Origin of the sequence: Xenophilus azovorans DSM 13620 (genome assembly GCF_000745855.1) — a bacterium.
Lineage (GTDB): Bacteria > Pseudomonadota > Gammaproteobacteria > Burkholderiales > Burkholderiaceae_C > Xenophilus > Xenophilus azovorans.
Genome location: NZ_JQKD01000016.1, coordinates 78,974 through 92,977, shown reverse-complemented (window position 1 = coordinate 92,977; position 14,004 = coordinate 78,974). Strand labels below are relative to the sequence as shown.

General features: G+C 68.1%; 11 protein-coding genes. All 11 read right to left on the bottom strand.

Going from position 1 to position 14,004, the window contains the following annotated elements:
- Nucleotides 1-12: 12 nt before the first annotated feature.
- The 11 genes from Q392_RS10595 to Q392_RS10545 all read right to left on the bottom strand — a co-directional run bounded on the left by Q392_RS10595 (nucleotide 13) and on the right by Q392_RS10545 (nucleotide 13,954).
- Complete coding sequence (locus Q392_RS10595; protein WP_038206159.1) at nucleotides 13-1,551, bottom strand: SpoVR family protein; 1,539 nt, start codon at nucleotides 1,549-1,551, stop codon at nucleotides 13-15.
- The gene (locus tag Q392_RS10590) at nucleotides 1,548-2,840 is read right to left on the bottom strand and encodes a YeaH/YhbH family protein (protein ID WP_038206158.1); all 1,293 of its coding nucleotides are present in this window, start codon (nucleotides 2,838-2,840) and stop codon (nucleotides 1,548-1,550) included. The genes Q392_RS10595 and Q392_RS10590 overlap by 4 nt, the downstream gene beginning before the upstream one ends.
- Nucleotides 2,841-2,871: 31 nt before the next feature.
- Nucleotides 2,872-4,794 carry a PrkA family serine protein kinase gene (locus Q392_RS10585; RefSeq protein WP_038206151.1) on the bottom strand — a complete coding sequence of 641 codons (1,923 nt, stop codon included), beginning with the start codon at nucleotides 4,792-4,794 and terminating at the stop codon, nucleotides 2,872-2,874.
- Between the two features lie 717 nt (nucleotides 4,795-5,511).
- The gene (gene dnaJ / locus Q392_RS10580; RefSeq protein ID WP_038206148.1) at nucleotides 5,512-6,651 is read right to left on the bottom strand and encodes a molecular chaperone DnaJ; all 1,140 of its coding nucleotides are present in this window, start codon (nucleotides 6,649-6,651) and stop codon (nucleotides 5,512-5,514) included.
- Nucleotides 6,652-6,737: 86 nt separating this feature from the next.
- On the bottom strand, nucleotides 6,738-8,705 hold the full coding sequence (gene dnaK / locus Q392_RS10575; RefSeq protein WP_281173404.1) for a molecular chaperone DnaK: 1,968 nt from the start codon (nucleotides 8,703-8,705) through the stop codon (nucleotides 6,738-6,740).
- Nucleotides 8,706-8,792: 87 nt separating this feature from the next.
- Entirely contained in the window at nucleotides 8,793-9,359 is a 567-nt protein-coding gene (gene grpE, locus Q392_RS10570; RefSeq protein WP_038206142.1) for a nucleotide exchange factor GrpE, read from the bottom strand.
- 162 nt (nucleotides 9,360-9,521) lie between these two features.
- Nucleotides 9,522-9,869, bottom strand: a complete 348-nt coding sequence (locus Q392_RS10565; protein ID WP_038206112.1) for an FKBP-type peptidyl-prolyl cis-trans isomerase — start codon at nucleotides 9,867-9,869, stop codon at nucleotides 9,522-9,524.
- Nucleotides 9,870-9,976: 107 nt separating this feature from the next.
- A complete protein-coding gene (locus Q392_RS10560; RefSeq protein WP_038206109.1) occupies nucleotides 9,977-10,315 on the bottom strand; it encodes a winged helix-turn-helix transcriptional regulator in 339 nt (112 codons plus the stop codon).
- Between the two features lie 130 nt (nucleotides 10,316-10,445).
- Nucleotides 10,446-11,318 (bottom strand): archaetidylserine decarboxylase, encoded by an 873-nt coding sequence (gene asd / locus Q392_RS10555; RefSeq protein ID WP_038206337.1) that lies wholly within the window; start codon nucleotides 11,316-11,318, stop codon nucleotides 10,446-10,448.
- Nucleotides 11,319-11,393: 75 nt separating this feature from the next.
- Nucleotides 11,394-12,962, bottom strand: coding sequence for a galactarate dehydratase (gene garD, locus Q392_RS10550; RefSeq protein WP_038206106.1), 1,569 nt, complete (start codon nucleotides 12,960-12,962; stop codon nucleotides 11,394-11,396).
- On the bottom strand, nucleotides 12,959-13,954 hold the full coding sequence (locus Q392_RS10545) for a Bug family tripartite tricarboxylate transporter substrate binding protein (RefSeq protein WP_038206103.1): 996 nt from the start codon (nucleotides 13,952-13,954) through the stop codon (nucleotides 12,959-12,961). The genes garD and Q392_RS10545 overlap by 4 nt, the downstream gene beginning before the upstream one ends.
- Nucleotides 13,955-14,004: the final 50 nt, after the last annotated feature.

The window sequence follows — 14,004 nt, the reverse complement described above, 5'->3', positions numbered from 1 at the left end:
CACGAAGCGGCTTCAGGTGCGCTTGGGGCTCACCGACTTGCGGTAGCCGATGTGGCCCGCGCCGTCCACGCTCTCGAGGTGGACGTCGAAGCCCCACAGCCGCGCCACGTGCTTGAGCACCTCGGGCGTGTCCTCGTGCAGCGGCCGGTTGTGCCGCTGCGTGTGGCGCAGCGTGAGGGAGCGGTCGCCGCGCAGGTCCACGTTCCAGACCTGGATGTCGGGCTCCCGGTTGCCGATGTCGTACTGGCGCGAGAGCGACTCGCGCAGCGAGCGGTAGCCGGCCTCGTCGTGGATGGCGCTGACCTCCAGCTCGGGCTCTTCCTCGTCGTCGCGGATCGCGAAGAAGCGGAAGTCCCGCATCACCTTCGGGCTGAGGAACTGGCCGACGAAGCTCTCGTCCTTGAAGTTGCGCATCGCCCAGTCCAGCGTCTTGAGCCAGTCGCTGCCGGCGATGTCGGGGAACCAGACGCGGTCCTCCTCGGTCGGCTCCTCGCAGATGCGCTTGAGGTCGCTGTACATGGCGAAGCCCAGCGCGTAGGGGTTGATGCCGCTGTAGCCGCGGTGGCTGACCGGCGGCTGGTAGACCACGGCGGTGTGCGAGGACAGCCACTCCAGCATGAAGCCGTCAGCCAGAAGGCCCTGGTCGTACAGGCTGTTGAGCAGGCTGTAGTGCCAGAAGGTGGCCCAGCCTTCGTTCATCACCTGCGTCTGGCGCTGCGGGTAGAAGTACTGCGCGATCTTGCGCACGATGCGCACCACCTCGCGCTGCCACGGCTCCAGCAGGGCGGCGTTCTTCTCGATGAAGTACAGCAGGTTCTCCTGCGGCTCCTCGGGGAAGCGGCGCGCGGCCGCCGGCTCCGCGGCGTCGGCGCTGGGCTTGGGCACGGTGCGCCACAGGTCGTTGATCTGCCGCTGCATGTGGTGCTCACGCTCCTCGCGGCGCGCGATCTCCTGCGCCAGCGAGCGCTTCTGCGGCCGGCGGTAGCGGTCCACGCCGTAGTTCATCAGTGCGTGGCAGGAGTCCAGCAGGTCTTCCACCGCGTCCAGGCCGTGGCGCTCCTCGCACTCGGCGATGTAGTTCTTCGCGTAGACCAGGTAATCGATGATCGACGACGCATCGGTCCACATGCGGAACAGGTAGTTGCCCTTGAAGAAGCTGTTGTGGCCGTAGGCCGCGTGGGCGATCACCAGGGCCTGCATGGCCATGGTGTTCTCCTCCATCAAGTAGGCGATGCAGGGGTCGGAGTTGATGACGATCTCGTAGGCCAGGCCCATGAAGCCGCGGCGGTAGTTCTTCTCGGTGGCGATGAACTGCTTGCCGTAGGACCAGTGGCGGTAGATCACCGGCATGCCGACGCTGGCGTAGGCGTCCATCATCTGCTCCGCGGTGATGATCTCCAGCTGGTTGGGATAGGTGTCCAGGCCGAAGGCCTTCGCGGTACGGGCGATCTCGCCGTGGTAGCGCTCGATCAGCTCGAAGGTCCAGTCCGAGGGGCTGGGCAGCGGCTCGGCGGCGCGCTCGAAGCGGGGCGCGGAGGAGGGTGTCTTCATGCCGGCGTGCCCTCCTTCCTGAACAGCTCGCGGAACACCGGGTAGATGTCCTGTGCGCTGGAGACCTTGCGCATGGCGAAGTTGGGGTGCGCGTCCTCGAGCTGCGTGTATTCCTGCCACAGGTTCTGTTCGGCCTCGGCCACCTGCACGTAGGCGTAGTAGCGCACCAGCGGCAGCAGCGCCTCGTCCAGCAGCTCGCGGCAGCGGCCGCTGTCCTGGTGCCAGTTGTCGCCGTCGCTGGCCTGGGCGCCGTAGATGTTCCACTCGTTGCTGGGGTAGCGTGCGCGGACGATGTCGCGCATCAGCAGCAGCGCGCTGGAGACCACGGTGCCGCCGGTCTCGGTGGCGTGGAAGAACTCGTCCTCGGTCACTTCCTGCGCCTGCGTGTGGTGGCGGATGAACACCAGATCGATCTTCTCGTAGTGCCGCGTGAGGAACAGGTACAGCAGCATGAAGAAGCGCTTGGACATGTCCTTGCGCGCCTCGTCCATCGAGCCCGAGACGTCCATCAGGCAGAACATCACCGCCTTGGCGCTGGGCACCGGCGTGCGCACCCGGCTGCGGTAGCGCAGGTCGATCGGGTCGATGTAGGGCACGTGCTTCGCCCGCTTGCGCAGCTCCTCGATGGCCAGCTCGGTCTCGTGGATCTCCTTGCGCAGCAGCGCCGTGGCGGCGTCGGGATGCGCCTGCAGCCGGGCCAGGTGCTCGGCCAGGCGGCGCAGCTCCTTGCGGTCTTCGCCGCCCAGGGCGATGCGCCGCGCCAGCGCGCCGCGCATGGAGCGCACCACGTGCAGGTTGTTGGGCGTGCCCTCGCTGGTGAAGCCGGCGCGGTGGGTCTTCCACTCCGGCACCTCGGCCAGTTGCGTGCGCACCAGGTGGGGCAGGGCGAGGTCCTCGAAGAAGACCTGCATGAACTCCTCGCGCGTGAGGCGGAAGACGAAGTCGTCCTCGCCCTCGCCGCTGTCGCTCGCCTCGCCGCTGCCCGTGCCGCCGCCGGCCTGGCCCCGCGGCCTCTCGATGCGGTCGCCCTTGACGAACTCCTGGTTGCCCGGATGCACGTACTCGCGGCTGCCGCCCGGGGCGTGGCCGAAGGTGGGTTCGGACACGTCGTGCCGGGGCAGCGAGACGTCCTCGCCCTGTTCCAGGTCGCGGATGCCGCGCCCGCTCACCGCCTTGCGCACGGCCTCTCGGATCTGCGCACGGTAGCGGCGCAGGAAGCGCTCCCGGTTGCCGACCGACTTGTTCTTGCCCGACAGCCGGCGGTCGATGATCTGCTGCAGCGGGGCCATGGCGGTTACTCCCTGGAATGCCTGCCGGAACTCACGAGCTCTTTCTCACGCGCAGGTACCACTCGCACAGCAGGCGCACCTGCTTGGGCGTGTAGCCCTTCTCGACCATGCGGGTGACGAAGTCCTCGTGCTTCTTCTGTTCGTCGGCGCTGCTCTTGGCGTTGAAGCTGATGACGGGCAGCAGCTCCTCGGTGTTGGAGAACATCTTCTTCTCGATCACCGAGCGCAGCTTCTCGTAGCTGGTCCACAGCGGGTTGCGCCCGCTGTTGCCGGCGCGGGCGCGCAGCACGAAGTTGACGATCTCGTTGCGGAAGTCCTTCGGGTTGGCGATGCCGGCGGGCTTCTCGATCTTCTCCAGCTCGGCGTTGAGCGCGGCGCGGTCGAACACCTCGCCGGTGTCCACGTCGCGGTACTCCTGGTCCTGGATCCAGTAGTCGGCGTAGGTCACGTAGCGGTCGAAGATGTTCTGGCCGTACTCGCTGTAGCTTTCGAGGTAGGCGGTCTGGATCTCCTTGCCGATGAACTCCGCGTAGCGCGGCGCCAGCAGCTCCTTGATGTAGCCGATGAACTTCTGCTCCGTCTCGGGCGGGAACTGCTCGCGCTCGATCTGCTGCTCCAGCACGTACATCAGGTGCACCGGATTGGCCGCCACCTCGGTGCTGTCGAAGTTGAAGACCTTGGAGATGATCTTGAAGGCGAAGCGGGTGGACACGCCCGCCATGCCCTCGTCCACGCCCGCGTAGTCGCGGTACTCCTGGATCGACTTGGCCTTGGGGTCGGTGTCCTTCAGGCTCTCGCCGTCGTAGACCTGCATCTTGCTGAAGATGCTGGAGTTCTCGGGCTCCTTCAGCCGCGTGAGCACCGAGAACTGCGCCATCATCCTGAGCGTGCCCGGCGCGCAGGGTGCCTGTGCCAGCGAGGAGTTGCGCACCAGCTTGTCGTAGATGCGCACCTCTTCGGACACGCGCAGGCAGTAGGGCACCTTGACGATGTAGATGCGGTCGAGGAAGGCCTCGTTGTTCTTGTTGTTGCGGAAGGTCTTCCACTCGCTCTCGTTGCTGTGGGCCAGCACGATGCCGTCGAAGGGGATGGCGCCGAAGCCCTCGGTGCCCTTGAAGTTGCCCTCCTGCGTGGCCGTCAGCAGCGGGTGCAGCACCTTGATCGGCGCCTTGAACATCTCCACGAACTCCAGCAGGCCCTGGTTGGCCAGGCACAGGCCGCCGGAGTAGCTGTAGGCGTCCGGGTCGTCCTGGGCATAGGTCTCCAGCTTGCGGATGTCGACCTTGCCCACCAGCGAGGAGATGTCCTGGTTGTTCTCGTCGCCCGGCTCCGTCTTGGCCACCGCGATCTGCTTGAGCACCGACGGGTAGCGCTTGACCACCTTGAACTGGCGGATGTCGCCGCCGTACTCCTCCAGGCGCTTGACCGCCCAGGGCGAGAGGATGCGCTGCAGGTAGCGCCGCGGGATGCCGTATTCCTTCTCCAGGATCTCGCCGTCCTCGGCCGGGTCGAACAGGCCCAGCGGCGACTCGTTCACCGGCGAGCCCTCGATGGCATAGAAGGGCACATGCTCCATCAGCTGCTTGAGCCGCTCGGCGATGGAGCTCTTGCCCCCGCCTACCGGGCCGAGCAGGTAGAGGATCTGCTTCTTCTCCTCCAGGCCCTGGGCGGCGTGGCGGAAGTAGGAGACGACCTGCTCGATCGAGTCCTCCATGCCGTAGAACTCCCGGAAGGCCGGGTAGATCTTGATGACCTTGTTGGCGAAGATGCGCGACAGCCGCGGGTCGTTGCGCGTATCGACCAGTTCGGGGTCGCCGATGGCCTGGAGCATCCGTTCGGCGGCCGTCGCGTAGGCGGTCGCGTCGCGCTTGCAGATGTCCAGGTACTCCTGCAGCGACAGGACCTCTTCACGCGTGCGCTCGTAGCGGGCGGTGAAGTTGCTGATCACATCCATGGTTCACACCTCCAACGAGTCAACAAGGCTGCGCGCCGGGCGTCCGGGCGGCAGGCTGCATCGTGCGAGGCGTTTCGATGATGACAGCTTGCGTACCCCGAAAAAAACTCCCAATGGCAGACCGACGAGTCCAGCATAGAACAAACTGCGCCTCGAGGAAATTCCTGTCGTGCTGCATCGATTTTTAGGAAATTCGATCATGCAAAAAAGTTCCGTGAGGGCGCGTTTTTTCGTCAGCAAAAGCCGTGCCCATCGTGGCAGGGCCCGCACCAGGACGGCGTTTTCGGGAATACGAATTTGTAAGTCGGACTGGGCCGCATTCGCACCGCCGTTTCCTCTCTGCGAGCGGGCGTTGCCCGGGAGCCACGGAGGCCGCGCCGGCACGCCGGGAAGATGGACGCGGTGTGGATGGCCCTTGGCTAAATTACCCGGCTGAAAGACCTATATCAACCCGCCGGAAAGGAATAACGCGCGCCGGCTAATTCCCGTTGTCGGGAAGAACGCGGGCCTCGGCCGACCGCATTGAATTGCTTGTTCGAATTCAATCCGGAGATAATTCAGAATGTTTCAATGGAATAATCCGGGCGAATTTCGCAGCCGCCGGGGAGCGGGGCAGGTGCGCTATGGATTTCATAGCGGCCCACGGGCGGAGACAAGAAAAAAGCGCATGCGGCCTGGGGCCGTCATGCGCTTCGGGGCGGTCGTGCCGCGCGCCGCTCAGTTGAAGAACTCCTTGGCCCGGTCGAACCAGCCCTTCTCGTTGGGGCTGTGCTTGGTGCCGCCCTTCCTGAGCGAATCGTCCAGCTCCTTGAGCAGCTTGCGCTGGTGCTCGGTGAGCTTGACGGGCGTTTCGATGCGCACGTGGCAGTACAGGTCGCCGGGGTAGCTGGAGCGCACACCCTTGATGCCCTTGCCGCGCAGGCGGAACTGCTTGCCGCTCTGCGTGCCGTCCGGGATGTCGATGGCCGCCATGCCCGTGAGCGTGGGCACCTTGATCTCGCCGCCCAGCGCCGCGGTGGTGATGCTCACCGGCACCACGCAGTGCAGGTCGTCGCCGTCGCGCTCGAAGACCTCGTGCTTCTTCACGCGGATCTCGATGTACAGGTCGCCCGGCGGCCCGCCGTTGGTGCCCGGCTCGCCGTTGCCGGTGCTGCGGATGCGCATGCCGTCGTCGATGCCGGCGGGGATCTTCACCTCCAGCGTCTTGTTGTTCTTGATCTTGCCCTGGCCGTGGCAGGTGGGGCAGGGCTCGGGGATGATCTTGCCGGTGCCGCGGCACTGCGGGCAGGTCTGCTGCACGCTGAAGAAGCCCTGGCGCATCTGCACCGCGCCGGCGCCATGGCAGGTGGTGCAGGTGATGGGCTTGGTGCCCGGCTTGGCGCCGCTGCCGTGGCAGGTGCCGCAGTCGTCCCAGCTCGGGATGCGGATCTGCGCCTCCTTGCCCTCGGCCGCTTCCTCCAGCGTGATCTCCATCGCGTAGCTCAGGTCGCTGCCGCGGAACACCTGCCGGCCGCCGCCGCGCCGGCTGCCGCCGCCGCCGAACACGTCGCCGAAGATGTCGCCGAAGGCCTCGGCGAAGCCGCCGAAGCCGTCGGCGCCGCCCATGCCGCCGCGCATGTTCGGATCCACGCCGGCATGGCCGAACTGGTCGTAGGCCGCGCGCTTCTGTCCGTCGGACAGCATCTCGTAGGCTTCCTTGGCCTCCTTGAACTTCGCCTCGGCGCCGGCGGCGGCATCCCCCTGGTTGCGGTCGGGGTGGTACTTCATCGCCAGCTTGCGATAGGCCTTCTTGATCTCGTCATCGCTGGCGTTCTTGGGAACGCCGAGGACTTCGTAGTAGTCGCGTTTGGTTGCCATGGGGTCTTCGTCTGCAACGGGCTGGTGGAAAAGCAAAAAGGCCGGGGCCCCGTTGCGGGAGCCCCAGCCTCGTCAAAGCCGCCTGGTCAGCCCTTCTTCACTTCCTTGACCTCGGCGTCGACGACGTTGTCGTCGCCTCCCGCCGCGCCCTGGCCCTGCTGGCCCTGCGGCTGCTCGCCGCCGGCCGCGGCGCCCGCCGCGGCGGCGGCCGCCTGGGCATCGGCGTACATCTTCTCGCCCAGCTTCTGGCTGGCGGCCATCAGCGCCTCGGTCTTCGACTCGATCGCGGCCTTGTCCTCGCCCTTGAGCGCCTCTTCCAGTTCCTTGGAAGCGGTCTCGATCTCGCTCTTCTCGGCCGGGGTGAGCTTGTCGCCGTGCTCGCCCAGCGACTTCTTGACGCTGTGCACCATGGCCTCGCCCTGGTTGCGCGCCTGCGCCAGCTCGACCTTCTTCTTGTCCTCGGCGGCGTTCAGCTCGGCGTCCTTCACCATCTTCTGGATCTCCTCCTCGGAGATGCCCGAGTTGGCCTTGATGGTGATCTTGTTCTCCTTGCCGGTGGCCTTGTCCTTGGCGCCCACGTGCAGGATGCCGTTGGCGTCGATGTCGAAGCTCACCTCGATCTGCGGCGTGCCGCGCGGCGCCGGCGGGATGCCCTCCAGGTTGAACTCGCCCAGCAGCTTGTTGCCCGAGGCCACTTCGCGCTCGCCCTGGAAGACCTTGATGGTCACGGCCGGCTGGTTGTCGTCGGCGGTGGAGAAGGTCTGCGCGAACTTGGTCGGGATGGTCGTGTTCTTGGCGATCATCTTGGTCATCACGCCGCCCATGGTCTCGATGCCCAGCGACAGCGGGGTCACGTCCAGCAGCAGCACGTCCTTGCGGTCGCCCGAGAGCACCTGGCCCTGGATGGCGGCACCGACGGCCACGGCCTCGTCGGGGTTCACGTCCTTGCGCGGCTCCTTGCCGAAGAACTCCTTGACCTTGTCCTGCACCTTGGGCATGCGGGTCTGGCCGCCCACCAGGATCACGTCGCTGATGTCGTTGACGCTGATGCCGGCGTCCTTGATGGCCGTGCGGCAGGGCGCGATGGTGCGCTCGATCAGATCCTCGACCAGGCTTTCCAGCTTGGCGCGGGTGAGCTTGATGTTCAGGTGCTTCGGGCCCGACGCGTCCGCCGTGATGTAGGGCAGGTTGATGTCGGTGGCCGCACCGCTGGACAGCTCGATCTTGGCCTTCTCGGCCGCTTCCTTCAGGCGCTGCAGCGCGAGCACGTCCTTGGACAGATCGACGCCCTGTTCCTTTTTGAACTCGGTGACGATGTAGTCGATGATGCGCTGGTCGAAGTCCTCGCCGCCCAGGAAGGTGTCGCCGTTGGTGGACAGCACCTCGAACTGCTTCTCGCCGTCGACGTCGGCGATCTCGATGATCGACACGTCGAAGGTGCCGCCGCCCAGGTCATAGACGGCGATCTTGCGATCGCCCTTGTCCTGCTTGTCAAGGCCGAAGGCCAGGGCCGCGGCGGTGGGCTCGTTGATGATGCGCTTGACGTCCAGGCCGGCGATGCGGCCGGCGTCCTTGGTGGCCTGGCGCTGGCTGTCGTTGAAGTAGGCCGGCACGGTGATCACGGCTTCGGTGACCGGTTCGCCCAGGTAGTCCTCGGCGGTCTTCTTCATCTTGCGCAGCACCTCGGCGCTGACCTGCGGGGGCGCCAGCTTCTTGCCGCGCACTTCCACCCAGGCGTCGCCGTTGTCGGCCTTGACGATCTCGTAGGGCATGAGGTGGATGTCCTTCTGGACTTCCTTTTCCTCGAACTTGCGGCCGATCAGGCGCTTGATCGCGTACAGCGTGTTCTTCGGGTTGGTGACGGCCTGGCGCTTGGCCGGCGCGCCGACGAGAACTTCGCCGTCCTCCTGGTACGCAATGATGGAAGGCGTGGTGCGCGCGCCCTCGGAGTTCTCGATCACGCGGGTGTTGTTGCCCTCCATGATCGACACGCACGAGTTGGTCGTGCCCAGGTCGATGCCGATGATCTTTGCCATGTCGTTGTGCTCCTGAATGCGATGAATGGGGTTGTGGATGAACGTGTGGATAACCCTGGGGTATTCAAGGACTCGCCAGGGAATTTCCTGTGTGCAGCCTGTGCCTTACCTGGGGGCCGCCACCATGACCAGGGCCGGGCGCAGCACGCGCTCGGCGATGGTGTAGCCCTTCTGCAGCACGCTCACCACGGTGTTGGCCTCCTGCTCGGCCGGCACCATCGAGATGGCCTGGTGCAGGTGCGGGTCGAACCTGGCGCCCACGGCGGGCGCGACCTCGATCACCTTGTTGCGCTCCAGCGCGCTCCTGAGCTGGCGCAGCGTGGCCTCGGCGCCCTCGCGGATCTGCTCGTTGGTGGCTTCCTTGACCGCCAGGCCGGCCTCCAGGCTGTCCAGCACGGGCAGCAGGCTCTCGGCGAAGCCTTCGAGCGCGAACTTGCGGGCCTTGGAGACCTCGTCCTCGGCGCGGCGGCGGGCGTTCTGCGCCTCGGCCTGGGCGCGCAGGTACTGGTCGGCCAGTTCGGCGTTCTTCGCCTTCAGTTCATCCAGTTCGGCCTGGAGGTTCACGGCCTGGGCCTGCGCATCGGCCTCGCTGGCGGCCTGCGCCGCCTCCTGTTCTTCAGGGCTGCGGGCGGTGCCGGGCTGGTCGGTGTGCGGGGGGGTGTTCTCCGTCATGTGGTCTGGGGAAAAGAGGTCTGGAAACGGGGTTGCCGACCACCTGGGGCCCGCAGGGTCTTTTTCAAGGGCGCAGCGCCGGCCGGCGCGCTTGAAATTTCCAATGGAAAGCGCGCCGCCGATGGGGTGGGGACGGGGGCGTCCGGGCCGGGCCCGGGCGGGTCAGACGCCGAGGAGTTCGACGTCGAACTTGAGGGTCGCGTTGGGCGGGATGACGCCGCCGGCGCCGCGGGCGCCGTAGCCCAGGCCGGGCGGGATGATGAGCGTGCGCTGGCCGCCGACCTTCATGCCGGCGACGCCCTCGTCCCAGCCCTTGATGACGTGGCCGGCGCCGAGCGGGAAGGAGAAGGGCTGGCCGCGGTCGCGGCTGGAGTCGAACTTGGCGCCCTGCTGGCCGTCGTTGTAGAGCCAGCCGGTGTAGTGGACGTGCACGTGGTGGCCGGGCTGGGCCTCGGCGCCGTCGCCGACGACGGTGTCCTCGTACTGCAGGCCGGAAGGGGTGGTGGGCATGGGCGGGCTCCTCAGGGGGCAGGGGGCGGGAAGGATCGCGCGGCGATGGCGTGGCGCCATGCCGGGCACGGGCCGCGCAGTGTAGCGAGGCGCGCCGCCGCCGCGCCTCAGCCGACCTTGGCCGGCAGCGGCGCCGGCTCCCTGCGGTGCACCTGCGCCACCTGCCACTTGCTGGCGAAGGCCTGCAGGTCCGACAGGCGCTTGAGCAGGTCCTGCCCGGCCAGGGTGAGGCAGTAGCCGTCGCTGCCGTGGCCGAGCAGGCCGGCCTCGCGCAGTTCCTTGATGCGGGTGTTGAGGGTGTTGGGCGTGATGCCGCCCACGCTGTCCTGGAGCAGCCGGAACGTCTGCGGATGGCCATCGCGCAGGGCCCACAGCACGCGCAGCGCGTAGCGGGCCTCCAGCAGTGCCAGCAACTGGCTGATGGCCGTGTTCTCCTTGCTGCTCATCAGGACATCTCCTCGTTGTGTCGTGCGCGCCGGGGGCGGAGCGCCTCTTTGGGGCGCGGCATCCGGGATGCTACAAGTTTCGTAGCTGGCCGTGCAGGTACGGAGCGGGTTGTGGCGTGCAAGCCTCAGATCAGCCGGCCGGACTTGACGGCGCGCCCGCCATGCCGGCCATGCATTCGCCCAGACGGACGGCGCGGCCCGGCGCCCAGTCCGGGTTGAAGGCCAGCGCGGGGGCGGGGAACAGCAGCACCACCGTCGAGCCGAGCAGGAAGCGGCCCATCTCCTGGCCCTTCGCCAGCGTGATGTCCTGGTCCTCGTAGCGCCATTCGCGCACCTGGCCGCCGCGCGGCGGGTTGACCACGCCGTGCCACACCGTGGCCATGCTGCCCACGATGGTCGCGCCCACCAGCACCAGCACGAAGGGACCGTGCCCGGCCGACTCGAACAGGCACACGACGCGCTCGTTGCGGGCGAACAGCCCGGGCACGCCGCGCGCCGTGACGGGGTTGACCGAGAACAGCTCGCCCGGCACGTAGCTCATGCGCAGCAGGCGGCCGTCGCAGGGCATGTGGATGCGGTGGTAGTCGCGCGGGCTCAGGTACAGCGTGGCGAAGCTGCCGTCGCGGAAGCGCTGCGCCAGCGCCGCGTCGCCGGCCAGCAGGGCGGTGGCGGTGTAGCGGTGGCCCTTGGCCTGGAAGATCTGGTCGCCCTCGATGCGGCCGAACTGGCTGATGGCGCCGTCCACCGGGCACACCAGCGGCGCATCGGCGATGGGGCGGGCGCCGGGCTTCAGGGCGCGGGTGAAGAAGTCGTTGAAGCTGGCGTAGCGGGCGATGTCGGACTCGGCCGCCTCGCCCATGTCGACGCCGTACTTGCGCACGAAGCGGCGGATGATGGCCGTGGTGACCGCGCCGTGCTCGCCGCGCGCCACCCACCCGGCGAACGAGGTCAGCCCCTTCTTCGGATACAGGTACTGCGGCAGGACGGAGAGGCGGTCGGACAAGGTCGGTTCGGGGGCGGCCAAAGGTGGGCGATTCTATCGGCGGCCCCCGCCGCGACGGGATGCGTCCGCGCCTTCTCAGGTCACCGGCGCGGGATTGAACAGCACCAGCGCGTTGGCCAGCTTCCACTGCTCGGCCCAGGTCTTCCGGCGGCCGCTGGCCACCTCGAGCATCAGGCGGAACAGCTCCCAGCCCACGTCCTCGATGCTCGCCTCGCCGTCGGCGATGCGGCCGGCGTTGACGTCCATCAGGTCGTGCCAGCGGCGCGCCAGTTCGGTGCGCGTGGCGACCTTGATCACCGGCACCTGCGCCAGCCCGTAGGGGGTGCCGCGGCCGGTGGTGAACACGTGCAGGTTCATGCCGGCCGCCAGCTGCAGCGTGCCGCAGATGAAGTCGGAGGCCGGCGTGGCGGCGTAGAGCAGGCCCTTGCGCCGTGCCTTCTCGCCGGGCGCGACGACGCCGGCGATGGGCGCGCTGCCGCTCTTGACGATGGAGCCCATCGCCTTCTCGACGATGTTGGACAGGCCCCCCTTCTTGTTGCCGGGCGTGGTGTTGGCGCTGCGGTCCACGCGGCCCCGGGCGAGGTAGGCGTCGTACCAGGCCATCTGCTCGATCATGGCCTGCGCCACCTCGGGCGTGGCGGCGCGCGCGGTGAGCTGGTCGATGCCGTCGCGCACCTCGGTCACCTCGCTGAACATCACGGTGGCGCCGGCGCGCACCAGCAGGTCGGTGCAGAAGCCCACCGCGGGGTTGGCCGTCACGCCGCTGAAGGCGTCGCTGCCGCCGCACTGCACGCCCACCACCAGCTCGCTGGCGGGCACCGTCTCGCGCCGCCGGGCGTCCAGGCGCGCCAGGTGCGTCTCGGCCTGGCGCAGGATCGAGTCGACCATCGACATGAAGCCGACGTGCCCCTCGTCCTGCAGGCAGACCACGTCCGGCGCCGGCGCGTCCGCGGCCAGCGGGATCGCGTCCGGCGGCAGCAGCCGCTCGGGCTGCAGCTTCTCGCAGCCCAGGCTGACGACCATCAGCTCGCCGCCGAAGTTCGGGTTCAGGCTGATGTTGCGCAGCGTGCGGATCGGCACCGCGGCGTCGGGCGCGTCGATGGCCACGCCGCAGCCGTAGCCGTGCTCCAGCGCCACCACGTCGTCGACGTTCGGGTAGCGGGGCAGCAGTTCGGCCTTGATGCGCTGCACGGCGTATGCCGTCACGCCGGCCACGCACTGCACGGTCTGCGTGATGGCCAGGATGTTGCGCGTGCCGACCGAGCCGTCCGCGTTGCGGTAGCCCTCGAAGGTGAAGCCCTCCAGCGGCGGCTGCACGGGCGGCCGCACGGTGGCGATGGGCAGGCCCTCCAGCGCGCGCGCCTCGGGCATGCGCAGCAGGCGCTCGTGCACCCAGCTGCCGCGCGGCAGGTCCTTCAGCGCGTAGCCGATGGCCACGCCGTAGCGGCGCACCGGCGCACCCTCGGGGATGTCCGCCAGCGCCACCTTGTGCGCCTGCGGCACCTTGTCCACCAGCGTCAGGCCGCAGGGGAACACGGTGCCGGCCGGCAGGCCGCCGTCGTTGGCCACGATGGCGACGTTGTCGGCCTCGTGCATCCGGATGTACAGGGGCGCCCGGATGCCCGCCGCCTGGCCGGTACTCATTCGGCCTTGATGCCGGCCGCCTTGATCACCTGCGCCCACTTGGCGACCTCGGCCTTCTGGTACTCGCCGAGCTCGGCGGGCGTCATGGTGGAGGGCACCATGCCGAAGCCCTTCAGCCGCGCCTGCACCTCGGGCGTTGCGATGATCTTCATGATCTCGGCGTGCAGCCGGTCCACGATGGGCTTGGGCGTGCCCGCCGGCGCGAACACAGCCTGCCAGGAGCCCATGTCGAAGCCCTTCTGGCCCGCTTCGGCGATGGTCGGCACGTCCGGCAGCGAGTCCACGCGCTTCGAGCTGCTCACGGCGATGGGGCGCAGCTTGCCGGACTGGATGTGCGGGCCGACGATCAGCGTGGTGTCGAACATCATGTCCACCTGGCCGCCGACCACGTCCTGCACGGCCGGGCCGCTGCCCTTGTAGGGCACGTGCGTGAACTTCACGCCCGACTGGTAGGCCAGCAGCTCCAGCGCCATGTGCGGCGAGGTGCCGGTGCCCGGCGAGGCCGAGGACAGGCCGCCCGGCTTGGCCTTGCTGGCGGCCAGCACGTCGTCGAGCGTCTTGTAGGGGCTGGCGGAGGGCACCACCAGCACCAGCGGGCCCGAGCCCAGCATGGCCACCGGCGTGAAGGACTTGACGGGGTCGTAGTCCAGCTTGGAATACAGGCTCACGTTGATGGAGTGCGAGCTGATGGTGCCGCCCAGGATGGTGTAGCCGTCGGCCGGCGCGCGCGCGACGATGGCCGAGCCCACGCTGCCGCCGGCGCCGCCCTTGTTCTCGATGACCACCGGCGTGCCCAGCGCCGTGCCCAGCGGCTGGGCGATCACGCGCGCCAGGGTGTCGGTGTTGCCGCCGGGCGGGAAGGGCACCATGTAGGTGATGGCCTTGCCCGTGGGCCAGGCGCCCTGCGCCGCGGCGGGCAGGGCGGCGAACGCGCCGCCCAGCAGCAGGGTGCCGGCGGCGAGGGAGCGATGGATCAGCGTGCGGCGTTGCATGGAAAGTCTCCTGTGTGGGATGGGAAGGGAAGGAAGTGCGCAGCGCGTGC